Origin of the sequence: Rhodococcus sp. ARP2, assembly GCF_001029585.1 — a bacterium.
Taxonomy (GTDB): domain Bacteria; phylum Actinomycetota; class Actinomycetes; order Mycobacteriales; family Mycobacteriaceae; genus Rhodococcus_F; species Rhodococcus_F erythropolis.
Genome location: NZ_LEKE01000054.1, coordinates 15,760 through 34,018, shown reverse-complemented (window position 1 = coordinate 34,018; position 18,259 = coordinate 15,760). Strand labels below are relative to the sequence as shown.

Genomic DNA, 18,259 nt, shown 5'->3' with positions numbered 1-18,259 from the left:
ACAGTAGTTTCAGAGACGTCTGGCGCCGGGTCCCTCCCGGCCCAGTTCGTCTCCAGGGTTGAGCAGGTTGCATGTCTTGAGTGATAGACACCCACAGCCGATACAGCCCGTCAGTTCGTCCTGCATCCGGCTGATGGCCTGCTTGCGATCCTCGAGGCGCTGATTCCACTCCGTCGAAATCTTGCGCCAGTCCTTCTTCGTCGGAGTTCGTCCCTGCGGCAACGACCCGAATACTTCGGCAACTTCGGCCAGAGGTATCCCGAACCTGACTGCCAACTGGATGAGCGACACCCGCCGGATCGAGTGCCGCGGGAACTTCCTCATATTTCCTGCCGTCCGCTCTGCAGGAACCAGACCGAGTGTTTCGTAGTAGCGCACCGCCGACACGGCGACGCCGGTGCGCGCCGATACCTCACCGATCGAGAGAAGTTCGTCACTCTTACGGATCATTCTGCCTCCCAATGGCTGCGCGACATTGACCTGAAGCGCACTTGAGATTCTACCTTCGACACCATGCACTCCCCCACCGATGCTCCCGCCGGAACCTGGCGGCAGCTCCTGAGCGGTCGATACCTCGGCACCGCTACCGTCCTCGCAGGCGGCGTCGCGCTGTACGCGACCAACGTCTACCTGACGACCAGCCTGCTTCCGACTGCCATCGACGACATCGGCGGTCAGCAGTACTACGCCTGGACCGCGACGGTCTTCCTCATCGCTTCCGTCATCTCCTCGATGTTGGTCACCAACGTCCTCGCCGCCAGGGGACCGCGCGGGGCCTACCTGATCGGCCTCGCGATCTTCGCGCTCGGCACCGTCGTCTGTGCGGTCAGCCCGACCATGGAATTGCTGTTGGTCGGCCGCACGATCCAGGGTTCGGGAGGTGGCCTGCTGGCTGGTCTCGGTTACGCCGTCATCAATGCCGCGCTCCCCAGACATCTGTGGACCCGCGGGGCCGCGCTGGTTTCGGCAATGTGGGGAGTCGGCACCTTCGCCGGCCCTGCAATCGGCGGCGTCTTTGCTCAATTCGGAGCCTGGCGATGGGCTTTCGGCGTTCTGGTTATCGCGACGATCGCAGTCGCAGCCCTCGTCCCCAGCGCGCTACCGGCACATGAACCGGGCAGCACCACCAGTAGCCCGGTGCCGGTCCTCTCACTGGCATTGCTGACTGCGGCAGCTTTGCTGGTCAGCGTTGCCGGAATTCTGTCCAACCTCGCAGTGACCGCAGCAATGGTTCTCGCCGCTGTGCTGCTACTGATCGCCTTTGTCGCCGCTGACCGTCGCTCGCGCCACGGCGTACTACCGCCGTCGACGTTCAACGCGTCGTCGCTCAAATGGGTGTACCTGACCATCGTCGTCCTCGCTGTTGCGTCGACCGTCGAGACATTCATTCCGCTCTTCGGCCAACGACTTGCCGGACTGGCACCGCTCGCGGCCGGATTCCTCGGGGCCGCACTCGCTCTCGGCTGGACTCTCGGCGAAATCCCGAGCGCCTCGGCGACTACCCCTCGTATCGTGCGACGAATCGTTGTCAGCGGTCCGATCCTCGTCGCGATCGGGTTGGGCATCATGGCAGCATTTCTCACCGAACACGCCGGCGCCGGTGCGATGGTCGCGTGGGTGATCGGACTGCTGGTCGCCGGCGTCGGAATCGGCATCGCCTGGCCCCATCTTGCAGTCGGTGCGATGACCGCGGTCACCGATCCCGGAGAAGGTGCGCGTGCCTCCGCTGCCATCAACACCGTTCAGCTGATCGCCAATGCCTTCGGCGCAGCCCTGGCCGGAGTGCTGGTGAACATCGGCGAACCGTCGACGCTTCGTTCTGCGCAATTGCTTCTCCTCACCTTCGCCGCTGTCGCGATCATCGGCATTGCCGTGGCAGCTCGCGCGCTTCCGCGAACGCCCGACAAAATCGACAGCCCCGAAATCGTTCACGACGCTCGCTAGACTGTGGAAAACCCACACGGAGGAGTTGGCCAGTGACAGAACCGGATCCGGGCACAGTGGAAACCGACTTCCCGAAAACGGGAGCTCCCGCACAGCGCGCGCTGATCGGAGCGGGCTACACCCATCTCGCGCAATTGACGTCCGTGTCCGAGAAGGAACTCGGCGCTCTGCACGGGATGGGACCGAAGGCTCTGAGGATTCTGCGTGAAGCACTCGCCGAACGCGGCCTGAGCTTCGCCGACTGAGCTCTCACATCAGACCAGGCTCGCCCGAACCTGGTTGCCACCTTCGCGCTTCGCTTCGTACATCACCGTGTCCGCGACGCGGAAGAGTTCGGCAAAGACTTCGTCGACGGACTCACCCGGATGCCGGGGCGCGGTGCGGACCGCCATTCCGATGCTCGCGCTCGTCGGTGGATCATCGGTCGCCCCGTCCATTGCCGAGCGGATCTGTCCTTCCAGCCTCGCTATCACGCTGACCGGCACCCGCTCGACCACGACGAACTCGTCACCGCCCACGCGGGCGGTCAGTGCAGCTTTGGTTGTCCACAGGCGAATACGCAGCGCCGTTCGCAGGATCGTGCTGTCCCCAACGTCGTGGCCGTAAACGTCGTTGATCGTCTTGAATCGGTCGAGATCGATCACCACTACGAGAACCGCGTCGGCCTCGGTCACCGGAGGCCCCATCAGATCCTTCACACGACGCGAAAGTCCGCGACGGTTGAGCAGACCGGTCAACGGGTCGATGTCGGAAGTAGTGGCGTCGGATCCCAGAACTGCCAGAACCATTTGGGACACCACGGGAATCACAATGATGGTGGCCATCACGACCGCGATTTTCGCCAACCCCAAGCCGACGTCCGCTGCTGGTCCGAACAACAAAGTCCACCCCGAAAGCACCGTGACAATCGAGGCGAAGACCAAGTGACCGACTTGGAGTTTCGGATTGTGGAAGAACGCAATATAGCCGCCGATCGACGCAAACACGACGCACGCGATGAGCCGTCCCATCGGTTCCGAGTCGGTTGCGGCGGCCGCCGCAATCGCAACGTCGGAACCCACGACAAAGGTGTACGACCACAGCGGCGTCGGCGGAAACAACCACCAGATCAGGGCCGCGCCGACGCACAGGACGATGACCATGAGATTGACCGCTCGCCAGAACGTACCTTGCGGACCGACGTCACTGAATCGCGCCGACAGCAACACCAACCCCATCCAGAGTGCCGTTCCGCCGACCAGCGCCCGGCAGGAAGTCAAGAACCCGCGGTCTTCGAGGTACCTGCTGAAACTATGGAACTGGTCCGGCAACTGCCACCAGCGCATGACAACTTCGACGAAACCCTTCATCGCCGGTCAGCCGATGCAGGTCTGCAACTTTCGGGCACACTTCGACGTAGCGGACAAGCTGATTTCCCCCCGGAGCACACTGGCATATCCGGCAGCATAGTCAGCTGCAGCAGACAAACCAACCGTTCCGCCGGATTAGCGATCGGGCCTACACCCAGCCCCCTCGGCTACTACTCAGCAAGGATTTGAGTAGCGCTTCGCCCTCCCTGTCATATCGATCAAACGCAGTCACATCGATCAGCTCAGTGCGTCGTAGGCAGCCGATACGTACTGCGCCGATCTCTCGGAACCGAGCAGGCCCGGCCCCATCTTGTTCATCACGTACGAGAAGGTCATGCGCTTCTCGGTGTCGATGATGATCTGCGAGCCACCCCAACCTCCCCAGAAGCAGATTCGCCCCTCCGGAATGAACGGGACGGACTCCGGCGTCGGCAATCCGAATCCGACGCCGAAGCGGACCGGCACACCGAGGACGAGGTCGACCCCGTACGACTGCTCCTCGAAGATCTTGTCGATCGTTTCCTCCGACAGCAGGCGAACGTCACCGACCTTGCCACCGCACGCGATCACCGATTGGATCCTTGCGAGTGCCCTCGCATTCGAATGACCGTTGGCCGCACCGATCTCGGCGGCTCGCCACCCGTCGGTCCACGAACCTGTCGCGTCGGCCGGCGGCGCGGTGAAGGTCTTCACCATGATGTTGTCCATCCCGAGTGCCGCGATGTCTATCGGCAACGGCGGTGGCGCAATCACATTCGAGACTCGCCCGTATTCCGACTTCGGCAAGCCCAGGCGGAAATCAGCATCGAGCGGACCGGCTATTTCCTCGTCGATGAAGCGGCCGAGGGTTCGACCGTCGATGCGCCTGACGACCTCGCCGATCAGGTGGCCGTAGTTGAGGGCGTGATATCCGGATGCGGTACCCGGCTCCCACCACGGGGCCTGCGTCGCCAACCGGGCTGTGGCGTATTCGTCGTCGCAAATGTTCTCCAAGGTGAACGGTTGATCCCACCCCGAAACGCCTGATGTGTGCGACAGCAGTTGCCGGACCTGAATACGGTCCTTGCCCGCTGCTGCGAACTCGGGCCAGTACTGCGCGACCGGGGCATCGAGATCCAGCAACCCGCGGTCGACGAGCATGAGCGCGGCCAGTGCGGTCACGGTCTTACTGCAGGACCAGACGTTGGTGACGGTGTCGCGGGCCCAAGGAGCAGTGTGCTCGACGTCGACCCAACCGCCCCACATGTCGACGACGGATTCGCCGTCGATCGTCAGTGCGATCGCTGCCCCGACGTCCTCGCCGGAATCGAGATTGCGTGCCAGAGCCTCCTTCAAGCCAGAGAATCGCTGGTCACATACGCCTTCGATGTTCGCCACTGACAGCCTCCACAGGAAAGTTAAAACTTGACGTCAACTTCAACTATGTTGAGTATGTGTCCGATTCACCTGTGGTGTCAATCACTTCAAGTGTCAGAGTCGGCTCAGACCAACGGGATTCCTTTGGCGATGCGCCGACGCAGATCCCAGAGATAGAAGTTGTAGGGGAACATCCGCAGAATCTTCGGGCTGAACCTATTGACCAGCGCGGCGACGCGCATGGATCGGTCGAAGTTGCGCTGCTGACGCACTGACCACGGGAGCCGCATTTCGTCACGAAAGGCCTGGGGCAGGAACCCTGTGGTGACAAATCGGTTGAGCGGACCGACCACGGGATGCAACAACTTCGGCGCGAAGGTCGCCGACGCGATCCCGTAGAGATGCTCACGAATCGTCTCGTCGATCGCCACCTTGTCGAGGTTCTCGTTCCAGTAGACCTCGAACGCATCCCGGTCCGCCGGCCACATGTCGCGTCGCATCTGAAGGGTTGTACCGAACGTGGCGCTTCGCTGATAGAACGCATCCTGGGTGAGCGGATCGAGATCCCCGTACAAGATTTTGTAGACGTCCTCGAAGCCTCGGTACAGGCAGGCGGCTACCCACAACTGCAGTTCGGGATCGAACGCGTTGTATTCGACCGCGCTGTTCTCATCGGAGCGAACGTGCTTGTGAGAGCCGTTGACTGCGCGTCGGTACAGCTTCTTTTCTTCGTCCGTCGCCAGGCTCGCGACGGCGAGATACGTCAGCGTCGTCCGGGTTCGCTTCACCGGATGTCGATCCAACCGACCCGTCTCGACCTTGCTCTCATACACGCCGTACCCCACCGCCGGGCGCGCCAACTGCATGATGACGTTGGCGCCTGCGGCCAACAGTCCGAGCCCGGACATCGCCTTTTCGACCTCGGCGTCGATGTCGACCGCCTGGACGCCGACCGCTCCGATGCCGCCCGTCACCGCTTCCTCGCGCCCGTCCATCGAATCCCTACTCACCGTCATGGCAGAACCCCTTCGAGTCGATATCTGCGAACGCATGTTCTCAGATGAGTGAAACGCCGAAATGCCGAGATGTCAAGCAATCTCGGGATGCAAAGATGGTCTTCATGAATGACCAACCGCGTTCGTACGGTGGCGTCGACGGCGCGCTCCGCGTAGCCCAACGACGAGAGACGCTGATCGAGGCCGGTCTGGAACTCATGGGCTCCGCCGAGCCCGAACTCACGGTCCGCGGAGTGTGCAAGAAGGCCGGTGTCGCGGCGCGGTACTTCTACGAGAGCTTCACCGATCGTGATGCTCTGATGTCGGCCGTCTACGACACCGTCATCACGGACATCGCCGTTTCAACCCAGGCCGCGGTGGACGCCGCCGAGACCGAACGAGGCAAGGCGCTCGCCGGAATCGCGAACATCGTCCGCACGATCGCGCAGGATCCCCGTCGCGGACGTCTACTGTTCTCCAGCGCCCTGACGAGCCCTGTCCTGGCCGAGAAACGACGAGCGTCGACGACGATATTCATCGGTCTCCTGGCCGCCAACGCCAAGACCTTCTACCGATTGAACGACAGCGGCCACTTGACGCTGACGGCAACCTTCCTGGTCGGCGGCCTGGCGCAGACCCTCAGTGCATGGCTGGACGGATACATCGACGTGACGGAAGAAGAACTGGTCGCCGAATGTGCAGCGATCCTGCTCGCTCCCGCCCTACCTCCGTCTTGAGCTCCTGATTCAGTCCCAGATCCCGATGTTGTCGAGGTGAGCGAGAAGTCGAGCAGCGCCGTCGGAGAACTGCAGACTCATCTGCGCGTCCACCTGTTCTCGATCGTGCTTCTCGAACGCCTCGATCAAAGCGTCGTGGCTCGATACCGCAAGCTCACCCCAGCCTGGATCCGTCGCGTAGAGACGAGCAGGGGTGTACCGAATCGCGCCGAACAGGAACCATGCCAGCTTCGCACCACCCGCAGCGCGATTGATCAAGCGGTGGAATTCGAATTCGCACTGCTCGATCGCAGCTGCATCCGAGGCGTCCACCGCCGCTCGCAAATCGGCGTTGAGTTCCGTGAGTTCCACCAGTTGATCAGCTGTGATGGTGTCCATCGCCCGCAAAGCCAGCTTGACTGCGATCTGCCCCTGCAACCAGAAGATGTCTTCGATGTCTTGGCGACTGAGGGGCGAGACGAGATAGCCGCGATGCGGAACCAACTCGACCATTCCCTCGCCGCGCAATGCGACGAGGGCTTCTCGCACCGGCGTCACGCTGACACCGAGGTCGGCTGCGGTTTCGTCCAATCTGACGAACTCGCCCGGACGCACAGCGCCGGACATGATCAGGTTACGAACGTGGTTGGCCACGTCCTCCGACAACTGTGGCCGTCTCCTCAGCTCAGATGTCGCCCTCCGAGTGCGTGCAGACGTTGCCACAACCGATCCTCACAGTCCGTACGTTTTGCCGATGATGTCTCGCTGAATCTCGTTGGTACCACCATAAATGGAGGACACAAGAGTCTTTCGCACATGGTGCTCCATGTCGAACTCAGTCGCGTAACCGTACCCACCCATCATCTGCATCCCCTCGAGCGCGACCTTCTTGGCGGTCTCGGTCAGCTTCAGCTTGGCCATCGACGCTTCCCGCGGGAACATCTTGGTCGGGTTGGCGTCGACCATTCGGGCAACGCTGTAGACCAGCAGACGGCCGCATTCGATCTCCGTGGCGAGATCCGCGATCCGGTGGCGAAGCGCCTGAAACGATCCGACCGGACGGCCGAACTGCTTACGCGTGGTGACGAATTCGAGGGTGTCGTCGAAAGCGCGCTGCGCGGTCCCGAGCATCATCGCCGCGAGGATGAGGCGTTCGATGTTGAGTCCGGCCATGAGTTGACGCCAGCCGTTGCCGACTTCCCCAACCACCGCGTCCTCGGGCAGGAATGTGTCGGTGAAGTAGAGATCGTTGACCTCCTTGCCGCCCATGGTGTCGATTCCACTGATCTTCAATCCGGAGATGTCGGCCGGGACATGGAACATCGTCAGGCCCTCATGCTTGCCTTCACCTCGGGATGTGCGAGCCACCAGAAGGATGTTCTCGGCGAAGTGCGCGTTGGAACACCACGTCTTCTGGCCGTTGATCAGCCACCCACCGTCGACCTTCTCGGCGCGGCAACTCAGATTTCCCACGTCGGAGCCCGCTTCGGGTTCGGACATCGAGATCGACTGAGACGCGCCACGGACGATCCCGCCGAGCACTGCCTCCTTCTGGGCCGGACTGCCGAACTTCTCGTATGCAGCCCCGGTGATGACGGTCGGGCCGAGTCCACCGATCGGCGCCATGCCCTTGGCGGCTTCCTCCAGGAAGATGCACAGGTCGACCGTGCTTCCGGCAGATCCGCCGTATTCCTCCGGGACAGTCAGCCCGAGCCATCCCAATTCCGCCATCTTTTCGTAGAACGCCTGGTTGTGGTTATGGGCGCCATGATCGGTCAGCAGGTCTCGCTGCTCACGGGTACCACTTTCCTTCTTGCAGAACGACGCTACCGACTTGGCGAAATCAGACTGCTCCTGCGTGAAATCCATGTACATCGAAAACTCCCGAGTGAGATGAGGCTGGAGGCTTGTCGGAGCTCGGTCCGACGCATACTGTGACTACCAGCACAGTAAATCACATCACATATATGTGATGCACCGACATGTGGAGGATCTGAAGAACATGACAGAACAGCTCGGCCGCCAGAGCACGTCCACGTCGACAGATCCGAAAACGGAGGATCACACCTTCACGAGCCTCGACCCTCGCAACGATTCCGTGGTCGCGCAGCACCCCATTGCAGATCAGCAAGAGATCGAGAAAGCGGTCGCCGCAGCACGCACGGCGTCGAAGTGGTGGGATCAACTCGGATTCCAAGGCCGCCGGAAGGTGCTCGGTAATTTCCGCGCCGCGATCGCCACTCACGCCGAATCGATGGCGGCGATCATTTCCGCCGAGACCGGAAAACCCAGCGACGACGCTCTTCTCGAAGTCATGCTGGCCGTCGAACATCTCGACTGGGCGGCACGCAACGCACAGAAAGTATTGCGCCGCAGACGCGTCGGTGCAGGACTGATCAGCGCCAACCAGTCTGCATCCGTCGGCTACCGGCCGATGGGCGTCGTCGGTGTGATCGGCCCCTGGAACTATCCGCTGTACACACCGATGGGTTCGATCGGCTACGCACTGGCCGCCGGCAACGCCGTCGTCTTCAAACCGAGCGAACTCTCACCAGGCGTCGGCGTCGAAATGGCCCGGCTGTGGAACATCGCCGCGCCCGGACACCCTGTCCTGCAGACCATTACCGGTGACGGAAAAACCGGTGCACTTCTGTGTTCGTCCGGTGTCGACAAGATCGCATTCACCGGCTCGACGGCTACCGCAAAGCGCGTGATGGCCGCCTGCGCGGACACCCTCACTCCCCTGGTCGCCGAATGCGGCGGCAAGGACGCCATGCTGGTGGACTCCGACGCCAACCTCGATGCGGCCGTGAGCTTCGCTGCATTCGGGGCAGTGGGCAACGGCGGACAAACCTGTGCCGGCGTCGAACGAATCTACGTCGCAGCGCCCGTGTACGACGCCTTCTTGTCAAAGCTCACCGCCGCGCTACGAGACGCCCACGCCGGCGCCACCGACAGCTCGACCTACGGGCCGATGACGCTGGGAAAGCAGACTGCGATAGTCCGAGGCCAGATCGAAGACGCTCTCAGCCGAGGCGCGAAAGCTGTACTCGGTGGGCTTGATTCGTTCAACGGTCCGTTCATCGATCCGATCATCCTGACGGATGTTCCGGAGGATTCCACGGCGATCACCGAAGAAACGTTCGGCCCGAGCGTCGTGGTGAACAAGGTCGCCGACATGAACGAGGGGATCGAGCGTGCCAATGCGTCGAAGTACGGCTTGGGGGCCTCGGTGTTCACCAAGAGTTCGTCGAAGGGTCGAGCGATTGCCGAGAAGCTCGAATGCGGTGTCGTCACGGTCAATTCGGTTCTCGGATTCGCCGGAATCGCCGCCCTGCCGTTCGGCGGGGTCGGCGATTCCGGGTTCGGGCGTATCCACGGAGCCGATGGGCTGCGTGAGTTCAGCAGTGTGAAATCACTGGCCGTTCAGAAATTCAGCGCTCCGCTGGACCTGCTGACCATCGAGCGAAAAGCTCGGGACATGAAGATCTCTCGTTGGATGCTGGCGAAGCGCCACGCAAAGTCCTGAGAGACCAGGCGATCAGCCGGCGGTGACGAGCACCTGCTCGTCACTGTCGGCTGCTTCGAGTTCACGAACCAGCGGGAGCACCTTGGCCCCGAAGTACTCGATCTCTTCCTGGAAGTGCAGGAATCCGCCGAGAATCAGATCGACACCGCGACGGCGATATTCGACGATCCGATGGGCGATCTGTTCCGGCGTGCCGATCAGTTGTGAGCGGAAGCCATCGTTGTACTGAACCAAGTCCTCGAATGTCGAATCTGCCCACATCCCGTCCTTGGACGAGGTCGACGCGCCGGCTTGTTGGACTGCATTCTTGAAACCCTCGACTGCGGGACGGTTCGCCTTGGCGATGATCTCGCGCAGCGTGTCTTTTGCTTCGGCCTCGGTGTCGCGGGCGATGATGAACCCGTTGAGTCCGAACTTCACCTCCCGATCGTTCTCGCGAGCAACACGGCGGACGTCGACCAACTGTTCCGTGACGCCGTCGTAGTCCTTGCCGTTACTGAAGTACCAATCCGAATAGCGACCGGCGTTCTCACGGGCTGCCGCCGAGTTACCGCCTTGGAACAGTTCGGGATTGGGGCGCTCCGGGGTGTTCAGAGGCTTCGGCTTCAATGTGAAGTCGTGAATGCGGTAGAAGTCGCCGCGGAAATCGACGTCGTCCTCGGTCCAGATCTTGCGAAGAACCTGAAGGAACTCGGCGCTACGCCGATAGCGCTCGTCGTGCTCGAGCCACGGCTCGCCCAGATGAGTGAACTCGTCCTTGAACCAACCACTGACGACGTTGACGGCAAATCGACCGTTCGACAGGTGGTCAGCGGTAGCGCCCAGCTTCGCCAACACTGCCGGCTGCCAGAGTCCGGGATGCACGGCGGCGATGACCTTGAGCTTCTCGGTGGCCAGGAGCAGTGCAAGGCTGAAACTCGTGGATTCGTGCTGGAACTCGGCACCGTAGCTCGCCTCGTAACGAACCTGACTCAGGGCGTACTCGAAGCCGTTGTTCTCGGCGGTCTGCGCCAACTTCTTGTTGTACTCGTAGTCCCAGCTGGTCCGCTGCTCGATGTCGGAGGTGACCAGACCACCACTGACATTGGGCACCCAGTAGGCGAACTTGATCTCGTCGGCGATACGTTCAGTAGACATGAAATCCAGCAAACATGCAGTTCCCGGGGGTTTCCAGGGTAGCGATCACACAGGTTGTAAGTGTTGGGTGGGTGCTGCGACTGTGAAACGGTGGCAGCATGACTGCTGTGGACATTCAGGAGATCGCGCACCGCATCACCAGTGAAGACGAGGCGCTCTCGGTAGCGTCACAGCTGTCCGACGAGTTCGCGGCAGGTGCCGGCGTCCGCGATGCGCAGCGCCTCCTTCCCCACGACGAGGTTCGCACCCTGGCGCAGTCCGGTCTGCTGGGGCTCTCGGTGCCCAAGGAGTTCGGTGGCATCGACGCGAGCACCGAGACGTTGGCCGAGGTCTTCCGCCTACTCGCCGAGGGCGATCCCAGCATCGCGCAGATTCCGCACAGCCACTTCACTTTCCTGGAAGCGCTCCGGTACCAGGGGTCTAACGAGCAGAAGCAGTTCTTCTACGCCGAAGCATTGTCGGGTAAGCAGTTCGCCAACGCCCAGAGCGAGCGCGGCAACAAGACCATCGACATCGACGGCACCACTCTCACCCCCGACGGGGAAGACTTTGTGCTCGAAGGTCGAAAATTCTATTGCACAGGAGCGCTTTTCGCAGATTGGATCGTGGTGCGTGCCGCCAATGCGGATCAGTTCACCGAGACCGGGGCACAGGTGAAATCCGCGGTCTACCTACCCCGGAATACTCCCGGACTGTCCATCGTCGACGACTGGGACGGCATGGGGCAGAAGACAACTGCGAGCGGAACCGTGACACTCGAATCCGTGTCGGTGCCGCGGTTCAACGTCGTACCCTTCACATCGTTGTTCACTCACCCGACCACCTACGGGGCACAGGCCCAGATTCTGCACGCCGCGATCGACACCGGCATCGCGTCGGCCGCATTGCGCGAATCCGTGAAACTCGCAGCAAAGGCGCGGCCCTTCTTCGAGGCGAAAGTCGATACAGCGGTGGAGGATCCACTGCTCGTTCAACTCGCCGGCGAAGCGGCAATCGAGGTTCGCGCTGCCAGATCCCTCTTGGCGGAAGCGGCGCGATCGATCGACGTGGCGCGTCGTAATCCCACCGAGGACTCCACGGCCCGAGCATCCATCGACGCTGCAACTGCCAAAGTGGTCGGTGCCAGGGCGTCATTGGCGGCCACGAGCACGCTGTTCGAGATCGGTGGCACCAGAAGCGCGGGCGAATCAGCGAACCTCTCGCGATTCTGGCGTGACGCACGCACGCATACTCTGCACGATCCGACGAGGTGGAAGGTCCAACACATCGGCCGGTGGACGCTGTCGGGGACAATCCCACCGAGGCACGGGCTGTTGTAATCACTCTCAGTCGGAATTTGTGTATCCGCTGATCAAGACCTCGAGACCTTCCAGGTAACTCTCAGTCGTCGTCCCTCCCGGCCAGTCCTCGAGCACCTCACTGAGTACCGGCAGTTTCTCGGGACCGATTTCTCGGATCTTGACCGCGAGAGGTGACACACTGCCTTCCGGTCGTGTGGTGGTGTCGTAGATGTTGAGCAGTGCACCGAGTGTGTAGTTCCACAGCGCTCGATAGACCAACAGTGCGCGGCGCGGCGACATCCCGAGTTCGACACACGCGGCCATTGCCCGATCGACCAAGACCACAGCGCCGCCCCCGCCGCGCCCACCTCGCTGAAGCAACTCGATGATCCAGCGCTCCGATGCCAGCGTTTCGAAGATCGCGCTGAAGATCGTGCGAAGCCGTTCGACCTGATCCTGCGGCAGGACCAGCGCGCCGAGATCTTGCGAGTACACATCGAGAACCGCGCTGATCAGCTGTTCCTTGTCGCCCACGTGCCGGTACAGCGCCATCGGCGTGGTGCCGAGCGACTTCGCCAACGCTCGCATGCTCAACGCGTCGGCGCCGCCGGACTGAAGTTGCCGTTTCGCCTCGTCGACTATCTGCTCCGACGTGATCGTCGGGGGACGTCCGAGCCGCGGTGATCTCGGTTCCATCTTTTCGGCCATCCGTCGATTGTGCGCGCCCCTGCTACGACGCTCTCGCCCGGGGAACCCCTTGCATCTCAGTCGTCAGCAAGGTAAACCTAACTACTTATGAGAACGCGTATACAAATTAGGTACCTGCAATGACAACAACAACTCGAGCGGTAGCCGCACCGGCTTTGGTCCTCACAGCCGCCGCGGCAGCGCAGTTCCTGGTGGCCTTCGACATGTCGGTCATCAACGTCGCGCTGCCAGACATCCAGGAATCGCTGAACTTTTCCGACGCCGGATTGTCTTGGGTCGTCAACGCGTACGCCCTCGCCTTCGGTGGACTGCTGCTTCTCGGCGGTCGTCTGTGCGACGTGATGGGCACTCGTCGAGTTCTGGTTTCCGGGCTTCTGCTGTTCGCCCTCGTCAGCATCGTCGGCACCTTCTCCGTGTCCGCCGAAATGCTTGTCGGAGCTCGGGCGCTTCAAGGCGTCGGCGCTGCACTGATCGCGCCAGCCGGGCTCGCCGCCCTCAGTCAGGCCTTTCCCACCGGACGCGCCAGAGCCAAGGCATTCGGCATCGGCGCAATGTCGTCAGCACTGGGCGGCGCACTCGGTGTCGTCCTGAGCGGCATTTTGACCGAAGGGCTCAGTTGGCGATGGGTGATGTTCGCCGGCGCACCGGTGGCCCTGATCGCCGCGGTCGCAGGTGCCCGTGGCCTGCCGGCCGGCCAAGCCGCCAGAGGTGGCTCCCTCGATCTCCCCGGAGCCATCTTGGCGACGGCCGGAATCACCGCCCTAGTCGGCACAGTGATCGCCACGGAATCACATTCCTGGACTTCGGGTTACGTGCTGGGTGGATTCGCACTCACGGTCGTCCTGCTGACTGCCTTTGTCGTAGTCGAAAGCCGCTGCGCCACACCACTGGTACGACTGTCCACCCTGCTTCGACCCCGAATCGGACTGGCCAACGCCATCATGTGCCTGGTGTGTGCGGCCCAGTTCAGCGCGTTCTTCTTCGTCTCACTCTTCCTGCAACGCGGGCTGGGCTATTCACCGACCACCACCGGTCTGGCTTTCCTGCCTTTCTGCTTCGGCCTGGTGATCGGCATCCTCGCGTCCACCAAACTCCTTCCGCGCTACGGAGTTCGACCGCTGCTCGTAGTCGGAACAGCAGTCGCCGCAATCGGGACTTTCATGTTTTCGACCATGAACCTCGACAGTCCCTTCTGGGCCGTCATCCTGGTGCCTTCGCTTCTGGCAAGCATCGGCATCGGTCTGTCGTTCATGCCGCTCAGTAACGTCGCCACCGCCGACGCTCCCCCCGAAGAAGTCGGCATGGCATCAGGGCTACTGAGCACATCGCGTCAGATCGGCGGTTCACTCGGACTAGCCGTTCTCGTGAGCGTCGCCGCTTCCTCGACGGCGCATTCGGACAGCGCACCGACCGAAGCACTGGTTTCCGGATACTCCCAAGCCCTCTTCGTCTGCTCCGGCCTACTGCTGGCCGGCACCCTCCTGTCCTTCTTCTTCCCACGAATGGATCGTTGACCTCAGATGTTCACCACCCGAACCGCATTCGGCATCGTCTCGGCGCTTCTCCTCACCGTTGCCGGCGCAAGCGCGTGCAGCAGCTCCGCCGAGTCCGAAACCGCTTCTGCAACTCGCTCCGTCACACACGAACTCGGCACCGTCGAAGTTCCGGCCTCACCGCAGCGCATTCTCGCGCTCGACGAGTACGCGGGGCTGAGTGCACTCGCACTCGGCGTGAAGCCCACCGTCGTCTACAGCACCCTGCGATCGGACGTCGCCAAGTCGATTCTGCGCGAGCAGGGCGTCGAAGTTCTCGACAAGCCGACTTTCTTCGCCAACCCCGCCGTCGAAGAGATCGCGTCCGTCGAACCCGATGAGATCCTGATGAGCAATGCCGGTCCACTACCGAGCCTGTTCGCGCAGATCAATTCCGTGGCGCCAACCTTGGTCCTCCCGTACTCGGCGCCGTGGCGTGATGTGCTCGAACAAGCTGGGGCACAGCTCGATCGAGGCAGCGAAGCAACCGCCATGATCGGAAAGCTGGAATCCGGCCTCGAAGACGTCAAGTCCGCGGCTGCCGGCCAGAGCCTTGCGATCCTTCTCGGCTACAGCGGAAACCTGTTCACTGTGCCACCGACCACTCCCATCTCCACACTGGTCACCGAGGCCGGATTCACCAGGCCGGTATCGGAAGTCAACGCGACCAACAATCAAGACACCGGCACGATTTCGCCCGTCTCACCTGAACTCCTACCCGAGCATGCGGCGCAGACCGTCGCCGTACTTTCCGGGCAGCAGTACGACGCATCCATCGTGCGAAACACTCCACTGTTCGACAACCTGACACCCGACCCGGCGCACGCTCTGGACGTCAGCGGCGATCTCTGGTTCGGCAGCCATCCTTTTGCCATCTACTGGATCATCCAGGATCTGGACGGCATCGCACATGGCAAGGGGCAGAACAGCATCGGAACCCTCGACAGCGCCGACGCACGATGGGCGGCGTTCAGCGCGCTCTGACGTCCTGACGGAAGGTCAGCGGAGAAACACCCACCCGGGTGGCGAAGAATTTTGTGAAGTTCGCAGAATCGTCGAACCCCAGCTTCGACGCCACCTGGGTGACCGTGTCCGTGCCGAAAGACAGCAGACGTTTCGCTTCGAGCACCACACGCTGATCGATGTACTGCTTTGCCGTCATTCCGGCAGCAGCTCGGGTAGCCCGCAATACAGTCTTCTCGGAGTACCCGATCTTGTTGGCGTACTCCGAAACCGAACGGACCGTGGCGAAGTCACGTTCGACAACGGCATGAAACCTTTCGAACACGTCATTGTGTGCCAGCACGGAACTCTGCTCCTGTCCACCGAGGTGGGTCAGTTTCAACAGAATTGCTGTCAACGTGTGCCGCAGAATGGCCGCGCGAACGACCGGCGCAGAAGTATCCGGACAACCGTAGTTCAAGTTCAGGTGTTTCATACCCGTGCTGATGGTCTCGAGGTTCTCGCCGGACAACTGCCACGCTGCCTGCCGACTGTGAGCGTTCCCGTCCAACAACTGCTGGCTGACGGCATCGAGCGACGAGGGTGTGAACAGAACGACCATCGCCTCGAAATCCTGGATTCGCCCCCACTGTTGCACCTGCCCCGGTCTGACCCAGAACACGGTCCCCGGACTCACCGCGTAGTTGACGAAGTCGATGGTGTGTAGCGCCGAACCCTCGGTCACCAGCGCGAGTAAGTGAAACTGCGGGCGTTGGGGGCCGACGAACTCTGCACTACCCCCGTTGATGCGAATGGTGTCCAGGCTGAGTACTTCGATCTCGGTCGCGTCAGCCACCGAAGACGCGTACCCGACGTCCCGGACGGGTACTTGTCTGTTTTTCACTAGTTCGGGACTCATCTTCACCGTGACCGAATACCCGAATGCGACATACCGTCAGAGTATCAATCAGTTCGCGCTCGGATAGGAATCAACAGTGCAATCGACAGGCTCGAAAACAGCAGGCACGACGCAACTCACCTACGTCTTCGACGCCTATTGCGGGTGGTGTTTCGGCTTCGGCCCTGCTTTGACGGAGTTCGTCCGTCAAAATGCCGATTCCATCAACTTGTCCGTGGTCAGCGGTGGTCTGTTCACCGGTGAACGCGTCGCACCCATGTCTTCGGCTCCGTACCTGAAATCGGCCAACGCCACCATCGCAGCCCAGACCGGCGCCGTTTTCGGTGACGGATATTCACAACTGGTGTCTGACGGGCGGTTCGTCATGGATTCGACGGATGCTGCGATCGGACTCGCCGCGCTTCGCACAGAGGATCCGACACGCGCACTCGACATCGCGGAGGCCATGCAGACCGCGTTCTACCGAGACGGTCGCAGCCTCTCCGATCCCGAGACCTACCGCGCCATAGCGAAATCGCTCGGGCTCGACCCATCTGCCGCAGTGTCTTCCCTGTTCACCGCAGATTCGAAGGACGCCGCCCGCGCCGATTTCGTCCGGGCACGCAGGCTCGGCGCCACTTCGTTTCCGACGCTGTTGTTCCACGGGAGCGACGGGTCCGTCGTGAAATTCGGTTCTCCGACCAGTACAGCAGCTGATCTCACCCGCGACCTGAACACGTGCGTGCGGGCGTATGAGGTGGCTTGACCCACCCACTTTCCGAGCGAAAGGTACGTTCAGCGCCTTCAGTACGCCGAACGTACCTTTCGCTCAGCGTGACTTCACCCAAATCACTCCGGCCCCCCTTCTGGTTTGATGAACACCGAACGAATCGCACCAAAGGGGAACGACAGTGGTTTCAGATCCGATCACGGGCCTGGAGATGGAACTTGCCGACATGTGGCAACGAGGACGCGCCCAGGCGCGCACCTATGCGCGTGCAATTCATCCCAAACTCGATCCGGCGCTCTACCCAGTTCTTGTCATCCTGAACCGTTCCGATGCCGTGCGGATGTCCGACTTGATCTCCACGCTCGATATCGAGAAGTCCACCCTGACCAGGCAAATTGATGCCGCAGCTCGGCTCGGCCTGGTGGAACGGATCCCCGACCCCGACGACGCTCGCGCGAAGCTGGTGACCCTGACCCCTGAGGCTCGGACGAAGCTCACGACGATCCGCAATCATCAGATCGATCGTTGGCGCGCCCGACTCGCAAAATGGGAAACTGACGACATCACCACGCTGACGGCCTTGCTGCACCGACTGGGCAGTTCCGAGGACTGACAACAAAGTAGTTGTGCAGTGCAACCAACTTGATCTATAGTTGCAAATATCAACTATTCGAGGGGGTGGCCGTGATCACTCACGACAGTGCCGAGGCAATCCTCGACAACCTTCGCGCCCTAGTCCGGCGCCACCGCGAGGTTTCGTCGACCGGCTCACGCCAACTGTCCCCCGGCATGTTGCCGGACCCACTGGGCGCCCTCCTCTCGCAGTTGTCGGCCGCAGATTCCACGAGATCGACGGATCTGGCGGAAAAGTTGAGAGTGACAGTCTCGACGCTGAGCAGACAGATCACACACGCCGAATCTTGTGGATACATTCAGCGGCGACCGGACCCGGACGACGGACGGGCATCGCTCCTGTCCTTGACTCCACTCGGCGTCCAGACCCTGGTCTTCCATCGCCGCGCCCAGGCGCAGCGACTCATCGACCATCTCGACGGATGGACCGAAGAGGACGCCGTCGACGTCGCATGTGCACTCGATCGACTACGACGCTCGACCTGCCCAGAGTCCCACGCGGCGCACTGA

At 61.7% G+C, this 18,259-nt stretch carries 19 protein-coding genes; 10 read left to right on the top strand and 9 right to left on the bottom strand.

What is annotated here, in order from left to right; all coding sequences use genetic code 11:
• Positions 1-9: 9 nt before the first annotated feature.
• Entirely contained in the window at positions 10-450 is a 441-nt protein-coding gene (gene soxR / locus ABX74_RS13575) for a redox-sensitive transcriptional activator SoxR (RefSeq protein ID WP_020909439.1), read from the bottom strand.
• A gap of 63 nt (positions 451-513) precedes the next feature.
• On the opposite strand from soxR, the gene ABX74_RS13570 reads away from it, so the two are divergent.
• Positions 514-1,944, top strand: a complete 1,431-nt coding sequence (locus tag ABX74_RS13570; RefSeq protein WP_047888999.1) for an MFS transporter — start codon at positions 514-516, stop codon at positions 1,942-1,944.
• A 32-nt stretch (positions 1,945-1,976) separates the two neighbouring features.
• Positions 1,977-2,189 carry a hypothetical protein gene (locus ABX74_RS13565; protein WP_020971089.1) on the top strand — a complete coding sequence of 71 codons (213 nt, stop codon included), beginning with the start codon at positions 1,977-1,979 and terminating at the stop codon, positions 2,187-2,189.
• A gap of 9 nt (positions 2,190-2,198) precedes the next feature.
• On the opposite strand, the gene ABX74_RS13560 is transcribed toward ABX74_RS13565, so the two are convergent.
• The 3 genes from ABX74_RS13560 to ABX74_RS13550 form a co-directional block, all read right to left on the bottom strand.
• Positions 2,199-3,293, bottom strand: a complete 1,095-nt coding sequence (locus ABX74_RS13560; RefSeq protein WP_042953148.1) for a GGDEF domain-containing protein — start codon at positions 3,291-3,293, stop codon at positions 2,199-2,201.
• A gap of 237 nt (positions 3,294-3,530) precedes the next feature.
• Complete coding sequence (locus ABX74_RS13555; RefSeq protein ID WP_047888998.1) at positions 3,531-4,670, bottom strand: serine hydrolase domain-containing protein; 1,140 nt, start codon at positions 4,668-4,670, stop codon at positions 3,531-3,533.
• A 104-nt stretch (positions 4,671-4,774) separates the two neighbouring features.
• A complete protein-coding gene (locus ABX74_RS13550) occupies positions 4,775-5,644 on the bottom strand; it encodes an oxygenase MpaB family protein (RefSeq protein ID WP_047888997.1) in 870 nt (289 codons plus the stop codon).
• Positions 5,645-5,760: 116 nt separating this feature from the next.
• Between ABX74_RS13550 and ABX74_RS13545 the strand changes: the two genes are divergently transcribed.
• A complete protein-coding gene (locus ABX74_RS13545; protein WP_019745721.1) occupies positions 5,761-6,381 on the top strand; it encodes a TetR/AcrR family transcriptional regulator in 621 nt (206 codons plus the stop codon).
• Positions 6,382-6,390: 9 nt separating this feature from the next.
• On the opposite strand, the gene ABX74_RS13540 is transcribed toward ABX74_RS13545, so the two are convergent.
• Together ABX74_RS13540 and ABX74_RS13535 are read right to left on the bottom strand one after the other, a co-directional pair.
• The gene (locus ABX74_RS13540; RefSeq protein ID WP_019745722.1) at positions 6,391-7,083 is read right to left on the bottom strand and encodes a GntR family transcriptional regulator; all 693 of its coding nucleotides are present in this window, start codon (positions 7,081-7,083) and stop codon (positions 6,391-6,393) included.
• A gap of 9 nt (positions 7,084-7,092) precedes the next feature.
• Complete coding sequence (locus tag ABX74_RS13535; protein WP_007730792.1) at positions 7,093-8,235, bottom strand: acyl-CoA dehydrogenase family protein; 1,143 nt, start codon at positions 8,233-8,235, stop codon at positions 7,093-7,095.
• Between the two features lie 127 nt (positions 8,236-8,362).
• Between ABX74_RS13535 and ABX74_RS13530 the strand changes: the two genes are divergently transcribed.
• Positions 8,363-9,889 (top strand): aldehyde dehydrogenase family protein, encoded by a 1,527-nt coding sequence (locus ABX74_RS13530; RefSeq protein WP_047889070.1) that lies wholly within the window; start codon positions 8,363-8,365, stop codon positions 9,887-9,889.
• Positions 9,890-9,901: 12 nt separating this feature from the next.
• On the opposite strand, the gene sfnG is transcribed toward ABX74_RS13530, so the two are convergent.
• Positions 9,902-11,026, bottom strand: coding sequence for a dimethylsulfone monooxygenase SfnG (gene sfnG, locus ABX74_RS13525; protein ID WP_024487492.1), 1,125 nt, complete (start codon positions 11,024-11,026; stop codon positions 9,902-9,904).
• A gap of 98 nt (positions 11,027-11,124) precedes the next feature.
• Between sfnG and ABX74_RS13520 the strand changes: the two genes are divergently transcribed.
• Positions 11,125-12,345: an SfnB family sulfur acquisition oxidoreductase gene (locus tag ABX74_RS13520; RefSeq protein WP_047888996.1), complete on the top strand. Its 1,221-nt coding sequence runs from the start codon at positions 11,125-11,127 to the stop codon at positions 12,343-12,345.
• Positions 12,346-12,351: 6 nt separating this feature from the next.
• Here ABX74_RS13520 and ABX74_RS13515 read toward each other — a convergent pair whose 3' ends face one another.
• Complete coding sequence (locus tag ABX74_RS13515) at positions 12,352-13,014, bottom strand: TetR/AcrR family transcriptional regulator (RefSeq protein WP_052740987.1); 663 nt, start codon at positions 13,012-13,014, stop codon at positions 12,352-12,354.
• 119 nt (positions 13,015-13,133) lie between these two features.
• Here ABX74_RS13515 and ABX74_RS13510 point away from each other — a divergent pair, with 119 nt between their 5' ends.
• Both ABX74_RS13510 and ABX74_RS13505 read left to right on the top strand, forming a co-directional pair.
• Positions 13,134-14,528 (top strand): MFS transporter, encoded by a 1,395-nt coding sequence (locus ABX74_RS13510; protein WP_020971099.1) that lies wholly within the window; start codon positions 13,134-13,136, stop codon positions 14,526-14,528.
• A 6-nt stretch (positions 14,529-14,534) separates the two neighbouring features.
• A complete protein-coding gene (locus ABX74_RS13505) occupies positions 14,535-15,530 on the top strand; it encodes an ABC transporter substrate-binding protein (protein WP_019745728.1) in 996 nt (331 codons plus the stop codon).
• Here ABX74_RS13505 and ABX74_RS13500 read toward each other — a convergent pair.
• Positions 15,517-16,344, bottom strand: coding sequence for a helix-turn-helix domain-containing protein (locus tag ABX74_RS13500; RefSeq protein ID WP_019745729.1), 828 nt, complete (start codon positions 16,342-16,344; stop codon positions 15,517-15,519). The genes ABX74_RS13505 and ABX74_RS13500 overlap by 14 nt on opposite strands.
• A gap of 139 nt (positions 16,345-16,483) precedes the next feature.
• Between ABX74_RS13500 and ABX74_RS13495 the strand changes: the two genes are divergently transcribed.
• The 3 genes from ABX74_RS13495 to ABX74_RS13485 all read left to right on the top strand — a co-directional run bounded on the left by ABX74_RS13495 (position 16,484) and on the right by ABX74_RS13485 (position 18,259).
• The gene (locus tag ABX74_RS13495; protein WP_047888995.1) at positions 16,484-17,152 is read left to right on the top strand and encodes a DsbA family protein; all 669 of its coding nucleotides are present in this window, start codon (positions 16,484-16,486) and stop codon (positions 17,150-17,152) included.
• A 145-nt stretch (positions 17,153-17,297) separates the two neighbouring features.
• Positions 17,298-17,729 carry a MarR family winged helix-turn-helix transcriptional regulator gene (locus ABX74_RS13490; RefSeq protein WP_019745731.1) on the top strand — a complete coding sequence of 144 codons (432 nt, stop codon included), beginning with the start codon at positions 17,298-17,300 and terminating at the stop codon, positions 17,727-17,729.
• 71 nt (positions 17,730-17,800) lie between these two features.
• The gene (locus tag ABX74_RS13485; RefSeq protein WP_020971103.1) at positions 17,801-18,259 is read left to right on the top strand and encodes a MarR family winged helix-turn-helix transcriptional regulator; all 459 of its coding nucleotides are present in this window, start codon (positions 17,801-17,803) and stop codon (positions 18,257-18,259) included.